This is a genomic window from Leptotrichia shahii (assembly GCF_008327825.1).
In the GTDB taxonomy this organism is placed as follows: Bacteria; Fusobacteriota; Fusobacteriia; order Fusobacteriales; family Leptotrichiaceae; genus Leptotrichia; species Leptotrichia shahii.
In genome coordinates this window covers 760,868-779,882 of the sequence record NZ_AP019827.1, presented here as the reverse complement: position 1 = coordinate 779,882, position 19,015 = coordinate 760,868, and the positions used below count along the sequence as shown (strand labels likewise).

Here is a 19,015-nt window from a genome sequence, read left to right as displayed (position 1 = left end):
TTTAAGAAGTAATTTGAAGGAGATAATCAGAATGAAAACAATAAAATTATTAGAAAACAGATTAAAACAAATTGAGGACTTAATCAAAATCTTCAATAAAGAAAATGGTTCAAAATTATATTTGGACAAAAAGGAAGACGAAATGATACCGCAATTACGTAGTAGTGATTTTTTTGACGGTTTTATAGGAAATATCCACATCGTTGATGGTAAGTTTGATGTTCCGGATATTGATAGCTATAAGGAAGTTTACCAGAAACTGTTTAAAAATATAGAAAATATCATAAGTAAACCGGTACCGGTTTACTTGACGGTTGTAAGTTATATAAACGACAATATCTCTTCAGCAATTTTGGACATTAACAACTTAGAAAAGTTTAAAGGTAGCAAATTAATAGATATTTCAAAAAAAAATACAAAAGGAGTAATAACTGTAAAAAATAAAAAAATAAGTATTCACAGCCTCGAAGATGTAACGGATTTTTTTGAACCTGCAATCGTTGTAATTAGTGAAGATTTTAAAAAGATAAACAAAATTATAGATAAAATTAATGAACTCTAGTTAATTGATGTTTTATCAAGCCCATTGTAAATATTGCAGTGGGTTTGGATAAGATATTAACGAAAACAATTAGGAGGATTAAAATGGAAAACAAAAGAATAAAAACAGAACTTTTAAAAAAATACTTAGGTCAAAAAAAAGAACTTCTTGACTTTGTTAAAAACGATAAAGAATTATTCGGAAAAACTCTAAACAAAGTTAAAATTTATCACTATTTAGGTTACTATGTTGTAGAGTTTTACATAGAACAAAATTCTTATTATAAAATATTTGAAATAATATTTGATAAAATATGTAATTCAAATGAAACAGATGATGTTAAAAATCATTTAATTGATTGTCTTAATAAATTAGAACCAATTAGCATTGATTTTCAAGTATCCGAAAAAGAAATGTTTGTAAAAGATGTTTATTTAGAAGGGCATAAAGAATGGGATTTTGAAATCACATTATTAAAGTCGTTAGACTATATTTTCGATAACTGTGAAAGAATATAGATTAAATTTTTAAATTAGACAGGTGCTAAAGTCTATAAAACACAAAATAAATTTTTTAGGAGGTTCATTATGAACATTATTAATTTAACACCACACGCAATTAACATCATTAGTGGAGATACAACAACAACAATTGACCCAAGCGGAACAGTAGCAAGAGTAGCAACACAAGTAGTAGCAACAGATAATCCGATGTTATACACACAACAATACGGAGATGTACAAGATTTACCAGCACCGCAAGATGACACTATTTATATTGTTTCAGCATTAGTTCTTGCAAGAGTTCCAGACAGAACAGACGTTTATGCACCATTAACTGCTCAGGCAGTCAGAAATGACGCAGGGCAAATAATTGGAGTTCCAGGATTAGTAAGATAGTTTTGAATTTTTGTCAAGCTCATAACTGTAAATACAGTTGTGGGTTTGAATAAGAATTTAAAACAGAACAATTACAAATGTTGATTTAATCGTGCTATCTATTAACCTCTGCATACTGTACACACAGTACACTGCTTGAGGTATGCGGAAAAAACTGGCGATTTTAATAGCCAAACTCCTTTCTCAATATTAATTTTTATATATTTCTTTACAGATAGATAGCACAATTAAGTTAATACAATTTCTTAATCAGTATCAAAAAGCATTTCCGAGTAACAAAAGAGCTTATCTAAAAGCATTTAAAGCAATTCAAAAATTGCTGATTGAGGATATTGAAAGTATCAAAAATTTTTAGGAGGAATTTATGGATGGATTTTATTTGACAGCAGTGAATGAATTAAAAAAAGTTGCGGAAGAAGTTATAAAAGAAAAATATAATTTAAAAAATGATTTAGTAATGACTGGATGGGCAATTAAAATAGACGGTATTATAAATCGTATACAAGATATAAAATTGAAAGAAAAATTAGAAAAAGAATGTGAAGAAATTTGGAACAAATGGTATGAAAAAGTTCAAAAAGAGCAACTTACAAAGGATAATTTAGCAATAATGGACGCTTTAATTGGAGCATTATCAAAACAATAGGAGGTAAAATATGACAATAAGAGAACAGCTGGAAAAAGAAATGGATAGGGAAGAAATTAAGGAACTGGAGGAAGAAAATGATGACAACAGTGAATGCAACAAAATGGATGATTTTGATACTGACATCAATTTGGATTCAGATTGAAGTTATCCGAATCAAAGGGCATTGGATAGCAGGAGGCAATGTGGCTTTTCCGTTTTTGGTGGCTATGTTGCTGTGGTGGTGTCCTAGAGTGATTAAAGATTTTAAAGGGCTGTAAAAAGGAAAATTTTAAAGGAGAAAACTATGTTCACAGATAATTATATAAGACAACAAAAAGCAAGTCTTGATTATTTCAAGAACGCTGCTAAGAACTTGCAAGAACTTAACAAGGAATTGAAAGAAGATAACGATAAATGGGAGGAAAAGAATAATGAATATTTACGAAAAAATAAATAAGATACAGGTTGAATTAAAAGCAACAAAAGACAACAGAAATGAATTTGGTAAATACAATTACCGTTCAGCAGAAGATATTTATAACGCTTTAAAACCGTTTTTAAAAGAAGATAAATTAATTCTGCTATTTGATGAAAAAATACGGATTGAAGATGAAAGAGAAATTTTGATAAGCACAATTGAAATTATAGATGTGGAAAATCCTGTTGAAAAAATTACGAAAAGTATTGACGTTATTGTAGCAAAACCTAAAAATGGTAATGATTTGACACAAACAACAGGAGTATCAATAAGCTATGCAAGAAAATATTTAATGTGCGGAGTATTTACTATTGATAACGAAAAAGATAACGATGCAATAAATAGGCACGAAGAAAAAAATAATCAGAAACAACAAGCAAAGCCTAAAAAAACTTTGACAAAAGAAGAAAAGAAAGCACGATTCATAAAATATATAAATGAACATTATACAGATTTTAAAATGAAAATAGATAAGTTCAAATTGGAAAATTCAGTTAAGAATATTGAGGAACTTACTTATGAAAAACTTGAAGAACTAGCAACATCTATTAAAGACAATATTGAACAAAAGAAAGGAGCATAAACTATGAACATAGCAATACTTATGGGGAGAATGACAAGAGATCCTGAACTAAAATACACTTCAGGAGGAAAGGCATACACAACTTTTACATTAGCTGTACAGAAAACAAGAGATGAAACTGAATTTATCGACTGTGTGGCTTGGGAAAAGACAGCTGAGAATATAGCCGAATATTTTAGGAAAGGCAACAAAATATTAATACAAGGACGTTTAAGTGTAAGCAGTTATGAGCAGAATGGAGAAAAAAGGAAATTTACAAGAGTTTTAGCGAATAGTTTTGAATTTGTTGATAGTAAAAATTCTGGAAACAGTCAAAACAGCAACAGAAATAATTATGATTCTGATGAGGACGAAGGATTTCCTTTTTGATAAAAAATAATTGTAGAAAAATATAAAACAAAAAAATATTAAAAATGAGATAGGAGAAAATAAAATGAGTAGAGAATTAAATTTATATCCGCTGAGTGCAGCAGGAAAAAATATTGAAAGAGCATTTTTAGAAGACGAAATTGACGAGCAGACATTAAAAGATACAAGAGAGATGTTGGCAGTAGAAATTGGGAACGAAGGAGATACGATTGTCCAAATTTATAATAAATTTATAAATTATTTAGGACAAGGGACAGGAGAAAATAAGATTGTTGGAGCAATTGACAAGGAAATTGAAAGACTGAAAAATCTAAAACAGTTCTATACAAAAGGATTTGAAAGATTTTCCAAAAATGTAGTTGAAGTAATGCGAAGCTGTGGGATTGAATCAGGACAGTCGAATGGAGTACAAACAGAAAGCGGAAGAATAATTTTTTTTAGAAAAAGTAACCGTGAAATAAAACCGAATCCAGAAGAAGTGCCTAGTGAATTTCAAATATATAAATTTAAGCCATTTCAGCTTAGTTTTGAGGAATACTCACAACTTCCTGATAGCTTGAAAGAAAAATTACAAATAAGTGAAGTGAGCATTGATAAAAAGCCTTTTCAAGAAACATTTGGGAATTTTGAAAAAGAAGAAAATTATAGTTTAAAAATAAAATAAAAAAAGAGGGTTAATTGAAAAGGGTACTTTTTGTAACAAAAAAAACTAGGAGGATTAAAATGAGTTGGAAATGTAAAAAATGTGGTGGAGTTTTTTTTACTCAAACCACAAAAGGGAAAATAACAATAACGGAAATGAATAAAAAAGGAGAATTGAAAGAATATGAAGAAAACACCCTTAGTTACGGACGAATCGCTTGTGGCGATTGTGGTAAAAAGGGTAAAACAATCAAAGAAATAGCTAAATGGGAGGATTAAAATGAGAGAAATAAAATTTAGAGTATTTATTGATTACAAAATATTTTATCAAGATAAGTATGACGAATACGGCGATAATTTAACTTCGATTGACATTTGTAAAAAGACAATAACAATTACTGGATTTCACAATTACGAAAATGTATATAGATTCGAGGATGAAAAAGTAAAATTGATGCAGTATACAGGACTTAAAGATAAAAATGGTAAAGAAATTTATGAGGGGGATATTGTAATACTCAACGACGCTGAAGAAGAAAATAAATGTATCGTTAAATATAAATATGGCAGTTACATACTAGTAGACGGAGATTTGAGAGAAAATTTATCGAATGTGGAGGCTAAATTTTTAGAAGTTGTCGGAAACATTTATGAAAACAAAAACTTGCTGGAGGAAAATAAATGAAATATGTGCTAAAAATTGAAACTGATAATTTAGATGTATATAAACACATCTGCAAAGTTTTAGGGGTGGATGTACAAGAAGACTTAATGAAACTAGGAAACGAAAAAAGCACATTCAAACAAGAAATATTTATAACAGAAAAGGAAAAATCAGAATGATAAAACACGCTGAAATACACAAAATCAAAATTGAAAATGAAATAAGATATGTAGCAAAAATGTATGTCACTTATAGAGACAAAATGATAGATAGTTTTAGCAGCAGTTGTTTAGAGAAAGTTGTTGAATATTTAATAAGTAAAGAATACGTTATAACGAATTATTTTGATATGACAGAAATATAAATTGTAAAGTAAAAGGTGATAAAAATATGATTTTAGAAAATGAAATATATCTTGTCAATGAAACGGCAAGGTATTTTAAAATAAATGAAGATTCAGTAAGAAAACTTATTAAAGAGGGAAAATTAAAAGCATTCAAATTAGGAAAAGGGTACAGAATAACAGGAGAATCGATATTAAATCTAGTAAAAGAAAACACAGGTGATTAAAATGGCTAAAAACATCAGATTTAAAAACAACAAGTACTATTTTAGAACTTATGTAACATTAGAATCAGGAGAACGTAAGCAAATAGAACGTGTAGGGGGAAAAACCGAAAAAGAAGCCGAACGTGCTTTAATGAAATTTGAATTGGAACATGAAGGTAAATATTTAAGAGTAAACAGCAAAATGCGCTTATTTGATTTTTTAGATAGGTTTTTTGATGAGTATTCAATAAACTGGAACGGAAATACTAAGAAAAGTAATAAAAACCGTTTGAAATTTATAAAAGATAATTTTAATAATATCTCTTTAAACAAAATAAATACTTATACGATGCAGCAAGAATTCAACAAAATATCAAAAAAAGGATATAAAAAAAGTTATATAAATATCATAAAGGCATTTCTTAACTCTGCTTTTAAATATGCCATCAAAATTATGAAAATTTTAGAAACTAATCCTTTAACAGATATAACTATAAATGGTAAAATAAGTATAAAAAAAAGAGCATTTACGATAGATGAATTAGAAGAATTAAAAAACTTTCTTTCAGTTCCAAAAAAGAGAAAATATTACCATCTTTTTATAGTTCTCTTAAATACAGGAGCTAGAGTTGGAGAAATATTAGCTTTAGGATGGGAAAATATAGATTTTGAAAACAATAAAATTTCAATCGAGAAATCTTTATATTATGATGACGGCGGACATCCTCATTTGAATGAAACTCCGAAAAATAAATATAGTATTCGAGATGTTTATGTGAATGAGGAAACGATGAATATTTTTAGAGAAAAATTAGAAATTTACAAACAAAACAAAAAAGAATTTAGGAACTATTTTAAAGATGGAGGATTTGTATTTTCAAGAAATGATGGAACACTAGAAAAAAAAGCATATATAGATTATTTTAGAAAATTAATCAAAAGAAAAATAAAGATCACAAGTCCAATACACTCCTTAAGGCATACTCATATAAGTTTTTTAGTAGAAGCTGGTTATAATTTAAAAAATATACAAGAAAGAGTTGGACACAATGATTTAAAAACGACTCTAAATATTTACACACACGTTACAAATGAACAAAAAAAGAATTTAGGAGTTAGTCTAAATTTTTTTACAAAAAAATAGCCCTTAATTTTTAAAAAAAGGGCTATTTAAGGGCTAATGCACAGTTCAAATGTTTAAAGTGTCGTATTTATTAAAGATTTTGAAACATTACTTTTATTATCTTTGAATTACATTTATTCTGTTACAAAATTTAAATTTTTTTATTATTTTAGTTTTCTGTTTTTTAAAAAGAAACTTTTATAATACTTCTGAAATTTCTTCCAAAATCAATCTGGCACTTTTAACAGGATCTTCAGACTTAGTTATTGGACGTCCAACTACAAGAAAATCTACTCCCTGCTTTATCGCATCTGCTGGTGTCATTATTCGTGTCTGATCATCATCACTTTTCCCATTATCATTTAATGTAAACTTAGGACGTACTCCAGGACAAACTGTCACAAAATCCTTCCCCAGCTTTTCCTTTACATCCTTTGCCTCCTGTGGTGAACACACAATTCCGTGCATTCCGCTATTTCTGGCAAGTGTGGCAAGATTTAAAACAATTTCCTCCAATTTCAGCTCACTTTTAAACATTTCAAAAATGTCATTTTCTCCCAAGTTTGTCAGAACTGTTACTCCAATTAAAAGACTTTCTGATTTACTTTCTTTAACCAGATCTGCCACTGCCTTCATAGTTTTGCTTCCATTTGAACAGTGAATATTAAACATAAATACATTTTTTTTAATAGCATTCGCACAAGCCATTTTCACAGTATTTGTAATATCGTGAAATTTTAAGTCCAAAAACACTTTTTTCCCTTTTTCGTGCAAATAATCAACTAATTTCCCATCTGTATTAAGATAACTTTCAAGCCCAACTTTGTACATTGAAATATTATCTCCCAGTTCTTCAACCAGCTTTTTTGCAGATTCTATATTATCATAATCTAATGCAACAAATATTCTTTCTTTTGCTTTTTCATCAATTCTAGCCATTTCTTAACTATCCTTTCTTTTAACTTCTCTTATTTCAAACGCTCCTATAAAAATCAGAAACAAAAATTCTATTGTAACTATCGGGAATACTGTAAAAAGTGGATTTAATTTAAAAATAGCAATCAATACCATCATTACAAGGTGTAGAAAAGCTGTGATTCCCCATGCTTTATAGTGAAGTGTAATTTTATATTTTTGATCAGCTGATTCCACATTTATAACTTTTTTTGGTGTTTTTGTAAAAAAACTGTTATATACCTGCAATATCTGCTCACCATAATCAAGCTCAACTTCATTTTTTACATTTTTTAATTCTTCCACTCTTTCATTATTTATTCTTAATTTTAATACACCATTTTTATTATTTTCAAGCATTTTTGATTCTATAATAATTCTAGGCATCCTAATTCCTCCTCTCTCTTTAAATCAAAAAATTGAAATTAGACTACTAAACAAATTTATTGAATTTGTATTTCATCTTCCAAAATTATTTTTTCACAGTAAAAACACTTATACTTCGTCTTTTCTTCCAAATTGTTTTCATTTAAATCTTTTTCTGCACGAATAAATTTTGTTTCAATATTTTCATGATTTGAAATACATTTTGGATTGTCACATTTCATAAGTCCGATAACTTTATCTAATCTGTCTAATTTTGCCTTTTCAATGACTTTATAATCTTCTATAATATTTATCGTAACATTTGGAGCTAGTAGTGAAATATTGTTTAACTCTTTTTCTTCAAGTATTTTTTCCTCAATTTTAATAATCCCTTTTCTCCCAAGTGAGCTGCTTGGCATATTAGTTGCAACGGTTATTCTTTCGCTGTATTCCTTTAATTTTAAAATTTCTACAATTGCAAAAACTTTTTCTGATGGGATATGATCTATTACAATTCCATTTTTTATTGCCCTTATCAGCAATTCTCTTCCTTCAGACATAATCTTTTCCTTTCATAAAATAAATTTTCTATTCTAAAATAATAAATTTACAGAAAAAATTCCTTATCTTTTCCTAAAACAGTCATCATCATTGCCTGTCTTACAGGAATCCCATTTTTAGCCTGTTTAAAATATAAGGCATATTTTGTATTATCTAAATTTGTATCAATTTCATCAACTCTTGGCAAAGGATGCAAAATTATCATGTCATCTTTACATTTTCCTACGATATTTTCACGATTTATAACATAAATTCCCTTAACTTTCTCATAGTCTTCCACATCTGGAAATCTTTCCTTCTGAATTCGAGTCATATAGAAAACGTCAATTTTATCAAGGCAATTTCTAAAATCTTCTAAAATTTCATATTTTATTCCATTTTTTTTCAAATCTTCCAATAAATAATCAGACATTTGTAAAATTTGCGGTGCTACAAAATAAATTGTCGGATTAAAATGCGTAAGTGCCTTTGTCAACGAATGGACTGTTCTTCCATACTTTAAATCTCCAACAAATGCAATTTTTAAATTTTCAAGTGTTCCCTTTTCTTCCAAAATTGTATATAAATCGAGTAAAGTCTGGCTAGGATGCTGATTAGAACCATCTCCTGCATTTATTACAGGTTTTTTTGATGTCTCTGCCGCAAGCCGTGCTGCACCATCAAATGGATGCCTTACAACAATCACATCTGAATATGCTTCTACCATTTTTATAGTATCTGTAAAAGATTCTCCTTTTTTTACAGACGACTGTTCCACAGGCGGTAATGATAAAACATTTGCTCCAAGCCGCATTGCAGCCGATTCAAACGACATTTTGGTACGTGTACTTGGCTCAAAAAACAAAGTTGAAATAATTTTACCATGTAAAAATTTCAATTTTTCCTCTTCCGAACAATTTTCGATTTTTCTTGCCAGTCTTAAAATATCAAGAATTTCTTTTTTTTTCATATCATTCATAGAAATAATATTTTCCACTACTATGCCTCCATTGAATTTCAATATTTTCTTAAATTTATGATAACAGATTTTATAAGTATTTGCAAATTTTTTCTTTTGTAAGAATAAAATAAAAATTTTAAAAACTTTAATGTTAATAAAAAAATTAGAAGTCAATTCATAAAAGAATATATTCTTCTAACTTTTTTGCTTATATTATTTATTTGAAGATTTTGGGTTATATCTCAAAACTCTCGTAGCATTTAAAACAGCAAGCAATGCGACTCCGACATCAGCAAATACAGCTTCCCACATTGTCGCATCACCAAAAAGTCCTAAAATCATAACAATTATTTTTACAGCAAATGCAATAGTAATATTTTGCCATACAATTTCCTTTGTCTTCTTAGCAATCTTAATGGCTGTCACTACTTTAGACGGCTCATCATTCATTATCACAACATCAGCAGCCTCAATAGCCGCATCGCTTCCAGCTCCTCCCATTGCAATCCCAAGATCAGCTCTGGCAAGCACAGGAGCATCATTTATTCCATCACCTACAAAAGCAACTTTCCCTTTTTCACTTTTAGATTTATAAATTTCTTCAAGTTTTTCCACTTTTTCATCTGGAAGAAGCTCAGTAAAGACTTTATCAATTCCAAGTTTTTTAGCTATATTCTTACCAATGGTTTCATTATCGCCAGTAAGCATCACGATTTCCTTTACCCCATTTTCCTTCATACCTTTAATCGCTTTTTCAGAATCTTCTTTTATTTCATCTGAAATTAAAATATTACCGATATATTTTTGATCAGCTGCAAAATAAATTACAGTTCCTAAATTTCTATTTTTTTCAAATTTAATATTTTTCAAATCCATTAATTTAGAATTCCCAGCCAAAAACTGATGGTTATTTATATTAACTTTTACTCCAAATCCTGAAATTTCCTCAAAATCCTTTACAACGTTTTCATCAACTTTGGATGCAGAATTTTCATATTCTGACACGATTGACTGTGCAATAGGATGATTGGAAAATTTTTCAATATGTGCTGCATACTTTAATAATAAAGGTTTTGTCAATTCAGTTTTATTATTTTGAAAATCATTAATTTTTATATTGTTTTCAGCATTTACTTCTGTAACTTTAAAAATTCCCTTTGTCAAAGTTCCAGTCTTATCCATAACAACACTTTCCAAATTGTTCAAAACTTCCAGATAATTTGTCCCTTTTATCAAAATCCCATGTCTTGAAGCTCCGCCAATTCCGCCAAAAAATCCTAAAGGAATAGAAATAACCAAAGCACAAGGACAAGATACTACAAGAAATATCAAAGCACGGTAAATCCAGTCTGAGAAAGTTGCACCTTGAATTAATAACGGAGGAATTATTGCCACAATTAATGCTGTAATAACAACTGCTGGAGTATAATATCTTGCAAATTTTGTTATAAAATTTTCTGTCTTTGATTTTTTGCTTCCAGCATTTTCCACTAAATAGAGTATTTTTGAAATAGTAGATTCAGAAAATACTTTTGTAACTTCAATTTCTATAAGTCCATTTTTATTTATAAATCCACTTAAAACATCATCTCCAGCCTTTGCTTCTCTTGGTAACGATTCCCCAGTCAAAGCCGAAGTATCAAAAGTTGAAGCACCCTTTACTATTTTTCCATCCAAAGGAACTTTTTCCCCTGGTTTTACCACAATAATTTCTCCAACTTTTATTTTTTCAGGCGAAACTTTTTTTATTCCTTTTTCAACTTTGATATTGGCATAATCAGGACGTATATCCATAAGTGAAACAATGGATTTTCTAGAATTATTAACCGCAATCCCTTGAAACAGCTCACCAAGCTGATAAAATAACATAACAGCCACACCTTCAGGATATTCTCCAATAGCAAATGCCCCAACAGTTGCAATTGCCATCAAAAAATTCTCATCAAAGACCTGCCCATTCCATATATTTTTAGATGCAGAAAGCAAGACATTTCCGCCAATTATAAAATAACTTATTAAAAAGATCGTAAACTTAGGAATAAGTAAACTTTTTGGGACAAAGATTCCCAATAGAAATAAAATTCCTCCAATTAATAATTTTTTCTTAATTTTTCCAGTATCTTCTTCTTTCTGAGAATTAGAATTTTCCTTTGTATTAGCCTTTAAAGCCAAAACTTTTACACCATCTTCAATTTTATCCACTTCAGCTTGAATAAGTTCAGCAAGTTTATTTTCTGAAATTTTATCTCCAAAAATTTCATCAGTAAGAATAATAATCTTTTTCCCAAGAAAATCAACTGTAGCCTCTTTAATTCCTTCCAAAGTATTTATCTTCCGCTCAACTTTAGCTGCACAGTTAGGGCAATCCAGCCCTTCAATAGACAACATACATTCATTGTTTTTCATGGCAACCTCCAACTTTTTTATTTATTACAATAAATTTTAATTTTAATAAAATATATGAACATTTATTCATATATAATATACTATATTTGTCAAAAGTTGTCAATGATTATTTTTATTTTTTGTTGCACATGACCTTACACAAACAATACATCCCGGTTAATTTTTTACTAAACTGACTTTTTCAACCTTGAAACAACCTCAATATGCGGCGTAACTGGAAACATATCAACCGTAACCATCTTCACCAGCTCATACCCATTTTCTTGCAAAACCTTCAAATCAATATTAAATGTTTTTGGATTACAAGACACATAAATTATATCCTTCACATCATATTTTAGCAATTTATTAAGCGTCTTTTCTCCAACACCTGCACGAGGTGGATCTAAAATTATAATATCTGGCTTGATTCCATTTTTATCAAATTCATCTAATTTTTCAAAAACATCTCCTGCGATAAAACGAGCATTTTCAATACCATTCAATTTTGCATTTTCATTCGCCTTTTCGACAGCCTCTTCCACAAGCTCGATTCCATAAACCTGCTTTGCCTTTTTTGAAACAATTTGCCCAATCGTACCTGTTCCACTGAATAAATCAAATACAATTGAATTGTGAATATTTTCCCCTTCTATTTCGTCCAAATAATCTAGCACTTTTTCATATAATTTTTCTACTGTTTTTGAATTTGTCTGAAAAAAACTATATGGACTAATTTTAAATTTTAATCCTAAAATTTCTTCTTCCAAGTCTCTTTTTCCAAAAAGAATTTCCTCGCTTTCAGAAACAACCGAATCAGAAAAATTGTCATTAAATGTATGTAAAATTCCAGTTATTTCAAACCCATTTTCCAGCTCCAAAGCCAATAATCCTTCAACTAAACCTTTTTGAAATTCTAATTTGTTCTCATCTTCAATTTGAGTTGTAGTAACCATATTTACTAAAATTTGTTTCGTAAAATCCGCTTTTCTAATAACCAAATTCCTAAAAAAACCGATATGATCCAATCTGTGATAAAAATCTAGCCCTGTCGTTTTTGAAAACTCATTACAAAAAACATAAATTTTATTAAAGTTATCATCCATCAATTTTAGTCCATCTACTTCAACAATATCATGAAAACTGTTCTGTTTATGAAGCCCCAAAATCGTAGGCCCATTTTTCATAGCATTTCCGTAGCTAAATTCCATTTTATTTCGATATTTTTCCACTTCGACACTTCTAACTGGATCTTCAAAAATAAAATCATATTTTGCAATTTTCTTCACTTCTTTTTCAATGTTAGAATTTTTCATCGCAAGTTGCTCATCATACGAATAATATTGATAATTACAACCACCATTTTGTCTAGCAATTTCGTCATAAATCGCATTTTTTCTTCCTGCAAAATCAATAATTTCACATTGAATCAATTCATACTTTCTTCTTCTCTTCACAAAAATACCTTCAACAATTTGTCCTTCAGCCGCATTTATATTTGGAAAAATCCTGTTTTCATCATCTCTATAAAAACCGTACGCACGGCCTTTTGTATTAAGTCCTGCTATTTTCAGTTGAATTTTATCGCCTTTTTTCAAAATTTTTTTCTCTTTATTTTCCATTCCATCTCCATTTTCCCATAAAATTTCCTCACTTTAATTAAAAATAAATTTGGTAATCCTATCATTTATACAAGATTACCAAACAAATTTTCCAAAATTTTAAAAATTAATTTCTATTTTTATTTAGATTCAATATATTTTTTCAATCTCGCAATCGCTTCTTCCAACACAGGCAAGTCATGCACAATCGAAAATCTTACATATCCTTCCACTTGAAATGTAATTCCCGGAATTATTGCCAATTCAGTCTTTTCCAATAAATCCAAAATAAAGTCAAATGACTTTACATTTTTAAATTTTTCAATTGTTTTATATGTCGCAAATACATAAAATGCCCCTTTAGGTTTCAAGCACTTGAATCCTAATTTTTCAAGTTCTTTCACAAAATAGTGAACTCTTTTTTTGTAAATTTCTGACAATTCAGTCGTATCTGAACAGTAATCCAATGCCGCGATTGCTCCATATTGTGATAATGTAGAAGCACTTGTAACTGTGTACTGGCTAATTTTTTTCACTTGTGACTGTAAATTTTCACTAGCAATTGTATATCCTAGTCTATATCCAGTCATTGAATGTGATTTTGAAAATCCGTTAACAATAATCAATTGCTCTTTTAATTCGTCATAATATTTTGCAAAAGATGTAAATTTTTCAAAAGCGATTGAAGCGTAAATTTCATCGCTTAACAAATAAATTTCTTTACCTTTTAAAAATTTTACTATCTTAGCCATTTCCTCTTCAGGTAATGTAATTCCTGATGGATTGTTTGGATAAGTCAAAATTATTAGCTTAGTCTTGTTAGTAATATATTTTTCCAAAATTTTCTCAGTCAACACAAAATTATTTTCTTCCAAGTTCATAAAAATTGTTTTTGCTCTTGCAACTCTAACCAACGGCTCATACCCAACATACGCTGGAGTTGGAATAAGAACTTCATCATCTTCTGCAAGAATTGTTTTAAGTGTAGAAGAAAGCCCTTCAGTCGAACCGACTGTAACCAGAACATTATCCTTCCCGTAGTTTCCTTCAAATTTTTCATTATAAAAATTTGCAATTTTTTCTCTCAATTTAGGAATTCCACCTACGGGAGAATATTTTATAGGACTATTCAAGGCATGATATGCAACTGCTTCCTTAACTTCTTGCGGTGCATCTGTATCAGGCTCTCCAATTGTCATATTTATTACATTTTTATAAGCCGACAATCTTTCATGAATTTTTCTGATATCTGATATTTCTATTCCGTTTATTATTGGATCTATGTACATTTTCAAAACCTTCTTTCTTTGTATTTCATATTTATTTTTTATCAATAACCCATTATATCATATTTTCTGTTTATTTTATAATTTTTATTAAATTTTCCATTGTCATTTTGCATTTTTTTTGATAAAATTAATATATAAAAATTTTAATTTATACTATTTTTCATTTGAATAGTAAATTTATTACAACTTCTTTTTGCAATAAGAAATTAAATTAAATAAATTATAATTTCTATTTTTAATGGGATTTAGTATAAAAACTTAAATGGAAAGGAAGAAAAAAAAGAAAATGGATAACAAAAACTCACAGGCAATTGACGCCAATATGATAATTAAAATTCTTTATAAAGATAAAGCTCTAATTGCTTTAACAACAATATTAATTGTAATACTGTCAACAATCTTCGTATTTGTAAATAAATCATTCAAATCGGAAATCATTCTTTATGGAAATGACAAAGTTCTTACAGAAATTGGAGAAAATTCACAATTTTCATTAAGTTCATTTGATTTTTACTCTTATTTGAAAAAAAATTCAAAAACTTTAAGGAATATAAACTTGCCAGATGATAAATTTCTAAAAGAAATGACAACAAAATTAACTGCTCAATCTGAAACAAATGATCCTATGGTAAAAGTAAAATTTTCCACAAATAATAAATCTGAAGGAGAGAATTTTGCAAAGGAATATCCAATACTTGCACAAAATTATCTTCTTGAAAGAAAAAATAAGTTTTTGGATTCCCAAATAAAACTTTTAGAGCAACAATACAGTTTCTTAACAAAAAATGTTGATATTAGAACTACAAAAGATTCTTTGACAGACACTCTTGTATCAAGACTGGCATATTACCGTTTGTTAAAAAATGACCCAAATCCAGTTGTAAAATATATAAATTCTACAACAAAACCTTCTTTAAATAAAAAGTTAGTTATTGCTGGTTCATTATTTTTAGGAATTTTCTTAGGAATATTAATTGCATTTATTAAGGAATTTTCAACAACATTAGATTGGGAAGACATTAAAAAAAGAAAAAATTAAAAATAATAAAATTAAAGGGATTATCTTATTTTTTAAGACAATCCCCATTTTTTAATGAACTTAATAATGTAAAATACAACTTTCTATTTTTAAATAGCGTTTAGTATTAATAACAAGAAATTTTAACCTTTACTAATTAATCATTACCCGATTTCAGTCAATTTTCTCTTTCTTTTATCAAAAGTTACCATTTCAGTAATTCCGAATTCCTTAACATATTCTCCCGCTTCCTTTATTTTCATCCCAACATGTTCAGAATAATGCGAATCACTTGATAAAATTACAGGAATATCATATTTTTTCACATATTCCATAAAATCCCTATACGGGGTGATTTCCTTAATTGGATACCGATAAAATGTACCAGTATTTACATCCACAATCATATTGTTTTTTTTCAGGCATTTAGCCGTATTTTCAAGCAACTTATCAACATCTTTTTTTTCTGGAATATTTTTAAATAATCTCAAATTAAATGGATGCCCCAAAATATCATACATCCCTGTATTGGCTACATCTTTAATCTCCTTTGCATAATCCTTCCAAATTTGCACTAAATTTTCATCTATAAATTTATGCTTTAAGGCACTAAAATCAAATCCCCAGCCTTTAATGAAATGAATTGAAACAATTAAATAGTCAAAGTCATATTTAGACAATATTTCCTTAACTTTTTCCTGATTTCTAAAGTTACAAACTTCTATTCCAAATTTTACTGGATAACCCTTTGCTTTTAATTTATCTATAAAATCCTTGTATTCATCCAATGTATGCACAAATTTAGTTTTTTGCTCAAGCCATTTTTTCTGAAAATTTCCAGTTTCACTATCATCCAAAATTAACTCATCATAATACAAGTCTTTAAATTCCTTAAATCCATGAGTATGCTCTGTAATCCCTATTTCTGCCAGCCCCATTTCCTTTGCCTTTTCAAAAAACGGATTTACATAATCCTCATCATAACTCCCGTATTCAAAATGCATATGATAATCCACCAACATAATATTTCCTCTCTTTCCATATATCGTATCCAAAATAAAGAAAAAAGCTATCCCAAAACTTTATCATTTTGAAACAGCCTTTCTTACACAAAATTAATTAATCGATTATTGAGAAATTACATTTGTTGCTTGAGGTCCTTTTGGTCCTTCTTCTACATCAAAACTTACTTCTTCGCCTTCGTTAACTGTTTTGAATCCTTCTTTATTGATTTTTGAGAAATGTAGGAAATAATCATTTCCATCTTCTCCTGAAATAAATCCGAATCCTTTTTTTTCGTTAAACCATTTTACTTTACCTAACAAAGTATTACCTCCTAAAATTTTAATACCTCAAACAACTTGTTACTGTTACAAATATCTATTTTTGTTACATTTACTTCTTGCTTTTGGTTATCTACAATTATTGTATCATATTTTTCAAAAAAATAATAGTCTTTTTTCTTAATTTTTTAATTATTTTTAAGAATTTTGTTTATGAAATATCCTAAAGTTCTTTTAAAATAGAGTAATTATTCTATTTCAAAGAATCTTATATCTTTTTAAATTGCACCACTTTAATATAATTTATAACTTTTATTACAATAAACTCTTGTAATTTTACTAAAAACAATATAAAATATAATTACAATAACTACTTTAAATCAATTATAAAAAAAAAATTAATTAAAAGGAAGTGATAATTTATGAATCTAAAAAAATATATGTTATTAGGATGTTTAGCAATTTTTGCCTTAATCAGCTGCGGAAAAAAAGAAGCAAAGCAAGATGAAGACCAAGATGAAATCCAAATCGAACAACAAAATGTAGATAATACTGCCGCCAATAGCAACAATAATTCTCAAGAAAACACCACTGCAGGAAAAGAAACTCAACCAGTTGTAGAAGCTTCAGAAAAAAATACAGAAAATATCAATGAGAGTACTAATATTCAACCACCTTCACAAGTAAAACCAGAAGAAGTAAAAACCAGTAAAACTTTACAGCATGTAGATAAGCTTATTGGTAAAGAAATCCCAATGGAAGATAGAGTTTTAGTATTTTCTAAACAAAATAACCAATATAAAATAACTTATAAGGGTGAATCAGAGAACGGAATGCAAGTTGATACTAAAAATCTAACTTTCAATGAAAAAAATGACAGTTTAACAGACGGTAATTATACATTTAAACTAAACAAAAATAAATTAGGACTATACGCAGGAAGCCAATTTCTATTTACAGTAGATTAACTCTTAAATTAAATTTGATTTATTAACAAAACAATTTTTATAACTTTCTTATAGCTTTAATTTTAAAACTATAGAACTGATTTATAAGATTTTCCTCATTTTAAGTTTGTCTAGTAATCAAAACAAGGGGTCTTGACCCCTTGCATAACAGAAATTGTAATAAAACTATTAAAAATCATGTAAACTTAGGATTTAAATAAAATAACCATAACTTTTGAGTTCAATTTTAAATCAATTTTACTATACAACTATTTTCTTCATTCAATTGTTATTTTTCTAGGAATAACTCTCTTTTTTTCAGTAATCTTTCTATCTTTTCCCAAATTATCCAAAATTTTGACTAAATACTGATAAAGCTCCTCATTAGTATAATTTTCTTTCTCCATATGTAATTTTAAATTAATATAAGCAATTATAACATCTCTTTCTATATTTCCGTTTAAACAGTTTACATAAAAATTTACATCATAAATATCCAAATTCTCCTTTTTGGAAGCCTCTTTCCCAAATAATTCCAAAATTTTAGGATGAAGTGTTCCCAATTCGTGTTTTGAAGAATATTTTGTATTTATAAGTTCCAGCAAGTTAAAATCCCGTCTTAAATCTCTAAAATTATTATAGTCATTTCTAAGTTCTGCCCCAATTCTTGTAATAAAACGTGTTATTTCAATTTCACCAATTTTATTTTTCCAAACTCTTTTTGTTTTATCATCGCTTTCTTGCCAAACTTCCAGATTATTTGTAATTTCAGTATTTTCATTATTATTTGTTTCAATATCTAAAATTTCCAGATAAAAATCAGCACTTCTAATATAAAATTTTCTTTCCTCAATATTTGAAAATAATTTTAATTTTAAAACATATCTATTCTCAATTTCAGGCATATCAAATTTATAATCTTCATTCATCCAAAAGATTTTTTTTCCGCATTTAACAATTCCTCTTGTTACAGTTACCTGCTTAGCATCAAAATTTGTAACAAGCTCAAATCCCGAAATTATCCCATCTTTTCTATCCAGATGCATTAAATCTGTCAATTCTGCAGGATTATCCCTTAATAAATCAAGTGCTTCTTTACTTATCACCTGCCCATGTCCAAATATTGGATATTTATTCTCAATCATTTTCCCCCCAATTTTATTTTTTCATTTTTTATACCAAACTTTTTCCCAAA

General features: G+C 28.4%; 28 protein-coding genes. 18 read left to right on the top strand and 10 right to left on the bottom strand.

From position 1 onward, the window contains the following. Positions 1 to 31: 31 nt before the first annotated feature. The 16 genes from F1564_RS03570 (at position 32) to F1564_RS03510 (ending at position 6,497) form a co-directional block, all read left to right on the top strand. Positions 32 to 562, top strand: a complete 531-nt coding sequence (locus F1564_RS03570) for a hypothetical protein (protein WP_018450320.1) — start codon at positions 32 to 34, stop codon at positions 560 to 562. A gap of 83 nt (positions 563 to 645) precedes the next feature. Beyond that, positions 646 to 1,059: a hypothetical protein gene (locus F1564_RS03565; RefSeq protein ID WP_018450321.1), complete on the top strand. Its 414-nt coding sequence runs from the start codon at positions 646 to 648 to the stop codon at positions 1,057 to 1,059. A 69-nt stretch (positions 1,060 to 1,128) separates the two neighbouring features. Next, positions 1,129 to 1,440 carry a hypothetical protein gene (locus F1564_RS03560; protein ID WP_018450322.1) on the top strand — a complete coding sequence of 104 codons (312 nt, stop codon included), beginning with the start codon at positions 1,129 to 1,131 and terminating at the stop codon, positions 1,438 to 1,440. Positions 1,441 to 1,804: 364 nt separating this feature from the next. Beyond that, entirely contained in the window at positions 1,805 to 2,086 is a 282-nt protein-coding gene (locus tag F1564_RS03555; protein ID WP_018450323.1) for a hypothetical protein, read from the top strand. Positions 2,087 to 2,096: 10 nt separating this feature from the next. Next, positions 2,097 to 2,231 (top strand): hypothetical protein, encoded by a 135-nt coding sequence (locus F1564_RS10480; protein WP_018450324.1) that lies wholly within the window; start codon positions 2,097 to 2,099, stop codon positions 2,229 to 2,231. Next, positions 2,167 to 2,346: a hypothetical protein gene (locus F1564_RS10165; protein ID WP_156809289.1), complete on the top strand. Its 180-nt coding sequence runs from the start codon at positions 2,167 to 2,169 to the stop codon at positions 2,344 to 2,346. The genes F1564_RS10480 and F1564_RS10165 overlap by 65 nt, the downstream gene beginning before the upstream one ends. Positions 2,347 to 2,372: 26 nt before the next feature. Further along, a complete protein-coding gene (locus F1564_RS03550; RefSeq protein WP_018450325.1) occupies positions 2,373 to 2,525 on the top strand; it encodes a hypothetical protein in 153 nt (50 codons plus the stop codon). Then, positions 2,500 to 3,129, top strand: a complete 630-nt coding sequence (locus F1564_RS03545) for an ERF family protein (RefSeq protein ID WP_018450326.1) — start codon at positions 2,500 to 2,502, stop codon at positions 3,127 to 3,129. Before F1564_RS03550 ends, F1564_RS03545 begins: the two co-directional genes overlap by 26 nt. A 3-nt stretch (positions 3,130 to 3,132) precedes the next feature. After that, positions 3,133 to 3,498: a single-stranded DNA-binding protein gene (locus F1564_RS03540; RefSeq protein WP_018450327.1), complete on the top strand. Its 366-nt coding sequence runs from the start codon at positions 3,133 to 3,135 to the stop codon at positions 3,496 to 3,498. A 64-nt stretch (positions 3,499 to 3,562) separates the two neighbouring features. Then, positions 3,563 to 4,162 (top strand): hypothetical protein, encoded by a 600-nt coding sequence (locus F1564_RS03535; RefSeq protein WP_018450328.1) that lies wholly within the window; start codon positions 3,563 to 3,565, stop codon positions 4,160 to 4,162. 59 nt (positions 4,163 to 4,221) lie between these two features. Further along, positions 4,222 to 4,419 (top strand): hypothetical protein, encoded by a 198-nt coding sequence (locus F1564_RS03530; protein WP_018450329.1) that lies wholly within the window; start codon positions 4,222 to 4,224, stop codon positions 4,417 to 4,419. A gap of 1 nt (position 4,420) precedes the next feature. Beyond that, positions 4,421 to 4,825, top strand: a complete 405-nt coding sequence (locus tag F1564_RS03525; protein WP_018450330.1) for a YopX family protein — start codon at positions 4,421 to 4,423, stop codon at positions 4,823 to 4,825. Beyond that, entirely contained in the window at positions 4,822 to 4,983 is a 162-nt protein-coding gene (locus F1564_RS10160; RefSeq protein WP_018450331.1) for a hypothetical protein, read from the top strand. Before F1564_RS03525 ends, F1564_RS10160 begins: the two co-directional genes overlap by 4 nt. Further along, positions 4,980 to 5,168, top strand: coding sequence for a hypothetical protein (locus F1564_RS03520; protein ID WP_018450332.1), 189 nt, complete (start codon positions 4,980 to 4,982; stop codon positions 5,166 to 5,168). Before F1564_RS10160 ends, F1564_RS03520 begins: the two co-directional genes overlap by 4 nt. Before the next feature lie 26 nt (positions 5,169 to 5,194). After that, the gene (locus F1564_RS03515) at positions 5,195 to 5,374 is read left to right on the top strand and encodes a helix-turn-helix domain-containing protein (protein WP_018450333.1); all 180 of its coding nucleotides are present in this window, start codon (positions 5,195 to 5,197) and stop codon (positions 5,372 to 5,374) included. A gap of 1 nt (position 5,375) precedes the next feature. Further along, positions 5,376 to 6,497 carry a tyrosine-type recombinase/integrase gene (locus tag F1564_RS03510; protein ID WP_040505592.1) on the top strand — a complete coding sequence of 374 codons (1,122 nt, stop codon included), beginning with the start codon at positions 5,376 to 5,378 and terminating at the stop codon, positions 6,495 to 6,497. A gap of 177 nt (positions 6,498 to 6,674) precedes the next feature. Here the strand turns inward: F1564_RS03510 and pyrF are convergent, their stop codons facing one another. From pyrF to F1564_RS03475, 7 genes are all read right to left on the bottom strand, one after another. After that, entirely contained in the window at positions 6,675 to 7,415 is a 741-nt protein-coding gene (gene pyrF, locus F1564_RS03505) for an orotidine-5'-phosphate decarboxylase (protein WP_018450335.1), read from the bottom strand. A gap of 3 nt (positions 7,416 to 7,418) precedes the next feature. Then, positions 7,419 to 7,817, bottom strand: a complete 399-nt coding sequence (locus F1564_RS03500; protein WP_018450336.1) for a hypothetical protein — start codon at positions 7,815 to 7,817, stop codon at positions 7,419 to 7,421. Between the two features lie 56 nt (positions 7,818 to 7,873). Next, positions 7,874 to 8,356, bottom strand: coding sequence for an aspartate carbamoyltransferase regulatory subunit (gene pyrI, locus F1564_RS03495; RefSeq protein WP_018450337.1), 483 nt, complete (start codon positions 8,354 to 8,356; stop codon positions 7,874 to 7,876). Positions 8,357 to 8,403: 47 nt separating this feature from the next. After that, positions 8,404 to 9,333 (bottom strand): aspartate carbamoyltransferase, encoded by a 930-nt coding sequence (gene pyrB / locus F1564_RS03490; RefSeq protein WP_018450338.1) that lies wholly within the window; start codon positions 9,331 to 9,333, stop codon positions 8,404 to 8,406. 177 nt (positions 9,334 to 9,510) lie between these two features. After that, on the bottom strand, positions 9,511 to 11,703 hold the full coding sequence (locus F1564_RS03485; RefSeq protein ID WP_018450339.1) for a heavy metal translocating P-type ATPase: 2,193 nt from the start codon (positions 11,701 to 11,703) through the stop codon (positions 9,511 to 9,513). A gap of 167 nt (positions 11,704 to 11,870) precedes the next feature. After that, a complete protein-coding gene (gene rlmD, locus F1564_RS03480; protein WP_018450340.1) occupies positions 11,871 to 13,304 on the bottom strand; it encodes a 23S rRNA (uracil(1939)-C(5))-methyltransferase RlmD in 1,434 nt (477 codons plus the stop codon). A gap of 119 nt (positions 13,305 to 13,423) precedes the next feature. After that, on the bottom strand, positions 13,424 to 14,572 hold the full coding sequence (locus F1564_RS03475; RefSeq protein ID WP_018450342.1) for a pyridoxal phosphate-dependent aminotransferase: 1,149 nt from the start codon (positions 14,570 to 14,572) through the stop codon (positions 13,424 to 13,426). A 286-nt stretch (positions 14,573 to 14,858) separates the two neighbouring features. Here F1564_RS03475 and F1564_RS03470 point away from each other — a divergent pair, with 286 nt between their 5' ends. After that, a complete protein-coding gene (locus F1564_RS03470; protein WP_018450343.1) occupies positions 14,859 to 15,611 on the top strand; it encodes a GumC domain-containing protein in 753 nt (250 codons plus the stop codon). 143 nt (positions 15,612 to 15,754) lie between these two features. Here F1564_RS03470 and F1564_RS03465 read toward each other — a convergent pair whose 3' ends face one another. Further along, the gene (locus F1564_RS03465; protein WP_018450344.1) at positions 15,755 to 16,612 is read right to left on the bottom strand and encodes a histidinol-phosphatase; all 858 of its coding nucleotides are present in this window, start codon (positions 16,610 to 16,612) and stop codon (positions 15,755 to 15,757) included. A 105-nt stretch (positions 16,613 to 16,717) separates the two neighbouring features. Beyond that, on the bottom strand, positions 16,718 to 16,915 hold the full coding sequence (locus tag F1564_RS03460) for a cold-shock protein (protein WP_018450345.1): 198 nt from the start codon (positions 16,913 to 16,915) through the stop codon (positions 16,718 to 16,720). A gap of 380 nt (positions 16,916 to 17,295) precedes the next feature. Here F1564_RS03460 and F1564_RS03455 point away from each other — a divergent pair, with 380 nt between their 5' ends. Continuing rightward, the gene (locus F1564_RS03455) at positions 17,296 to 17,841 is read left to right on the top strand and encodes a hypothetical protein (protein ID WP_018450346.1); all 546 of its coding nucleotides are present in this window, start codon (positions 17,296 to 17,298) and stop codon (positions 17,839 to 17,841) included. 257 nt (positions 17,842 to 18,098) lie between these two features. Here the strand turns inward: F1564_RS03455 and F1564_RS03450 are convergent, their stop codons facing one another. Next, positions 18,099 to 18,965: a hypothetical protein gene (locus F1564_RS03450; RefSeq protein WP_018450347.1), complete on the bottom strand. Its 867-nt coding sequence runs from the start codon at positions 18,963 to 18,965 to the stop codon at positions 18,099 to 18,101. Positions 18,966 to 19,015 lie beyond the last annotated feature (50 nt).

Bases quoted from the DNA above. Each gene is read 5' to 3' on its own strand.
- F1564_RS03570 (WP_018450320.1), top strand. From the start codon at position 32: ATGAAAACAATAAAATTATTAGAAAACAGATTAAAACAAATTGAGGAC.
- F1564_RS03565 (WP_018450321.1), top strand. From the start codon at position 646: ATGGAAAACAAAAGAATAAAAACAGAACTTTTAAAAAAATACTTAGGT.
- F1564_RS03560 (WP_018450322.1), top strand. From the start codon at position 1,129: ATGAACATTATTAATTTAACACCACACGCAATTAACATCATTAGTGGA.
- F1564_RS03555 (WP_018450323.1), top strand. From the start codon at position 1,805: ATGGATGGATTTTATTTGACAGCAGTGAATGAATTAAAAAAAGTTGCG.
- F1564_RS10480 (WP_018450324.1), top strand. From the start codon at position 2,097: ATGACAATAAGAGAACAGCTGGAAAAAGAAATGGATAGGGAAGAAATT.
- F1564_RS10165 (WP_156809289.1), top strand. From the start codon at position 2,167: ATGACAACAGTGAATGCAACAAAATGGATGATTTTGATACTGACATCA.
- F1564_RS03550 (WP_018450325.1), top strand. From the start codon at position 2,373: ATGTTCACAGATAATTATATAAGACAACAAAAAGCAAGTCTTGATTAT.
- F1564_RS03545 (WP_018450326.1), top strand. From the start codon at position 2,500: ATGAATATTTACGAAAAAATAAATAAGATACAGGTTGAATTAAAAGCA.
- F1564_RS03540 (WP_018450327.1), top strand. From the start codon at position 3,133: ATGAACATAGCAATACTTATGGGGAGAATGACAAGAGATCCTGAACTA.
- F1564_RS03535 (WP_018450328.1), top strand. From the start codon at position 3,563: ATGAGTAGAGAATTAAATTTATATCCGCTGAGTGCAGCAGGAAAAAAT.
- F1564_RS03530 (WP_018450329.1), top strand. From the start codon at position 4,222: ATGAGTTGGAAATGTAAAAAATGTGGTGGAGTTTTTTTTACTCAAACC.
- F1564_RS03525 (WP_018450330.1), top strand. From the start codon at position 4,421: ATGAGAGAAATAAAATTTAGAGTATTTATTGATTACAAAATATTTTAT.
- F1564_RS10160 (WP_018450331.1), top strand. From the start codon at position 4,822: ATGAAATATGTGCTAAAAATTGAAACTGATAATTTAGATGTATATAAA.
- F1564_RS03520 (WP_018450332.1), top strand. From the start codon at position 4,980: ATGATAAAACACGCTGAAATACACAAAATCAAAATTGAAAATGAAATA.
- F1564_RS03515 (WP_018450333.1), top strand. From the start codon at position 5,195: ATGATTTTAGAAAATGAAATATATCTTGTCAATGAAACGGCAAGGTAT.
- F1564_RS03510 (WP_040505592.1), top strand. From the start codon at position 5,376: ATGGCTAAAAACATCAGATTTAAAAACAACAAGTACTATTTTAGAACT.
- pyrF (WP_018450335.1), bottom strand. From the start codon at position 7,415: ATGGCTAGAATTGATGAAAAAGCAAAAGAAAGAATATTTGTTGCATTA.
- F1564_RS03500 (WP_018450336.1), bottom strand. From the start codon at position 7,817: ATGCCTAGAATTATTATAGAATCAAAAATGCTTGAAAATAATAAAAAT.
- pyrI (WP_018450337.1), bottom strand. From the start codon at position 8,356: ATGTCTGAAGGAAGAGAATTGCTGATAAGGGCAATAAAAAATGGAATT.
- F1564_RS03485 (WP_018450339.1), bottom strand. From the start codon at position 11,703: ATGAAAAACAATGAATGTATGTTGTCTATTGAAGGGCTGGATTGCCCT.
- rlmD (WP_018450340.1), bottom strand. From the start codon at position 13,304: ATGGAAAATAAAGAGAAAAAAATTTTGAAAAAAGGCGATAAAATTCAA.
- F1564_RS03475 (WP_018450342.1), bottom strand. From the start codon at position 14,572: ATGTACATAGATCCAATAATAAACGGAATAGAAATATCAGATATCAGA.
- F1564_RS03470 (WP_018450343.1), top strand. From the start codon at position 14,859: ATGGATAACAAAAACTCACAGGCAATTGACGCCAATATGATAATTAAA.
- F1564_RS03465 (WP_018450344.1), bottom strand. From the start codon at position 16,612: ATGTTGGTGGATTATCATATGCATTTTGAATACGGGAGTTATGATGAG.
- F1564_RS03455 (WP_018450346.1), top strand. From the start codon at position 17,296: ATGAATCTAAAAAAATATATGTTATTAGGATGTTTAGCAATTTTTGCC.
- F1564_RS03450 (WP_018450347.1), bottom strand. From the start codon at position 18,965: ATGATTGAGAATAAATATCCAATATTTGGACATGGGCAGGTGATAAGT.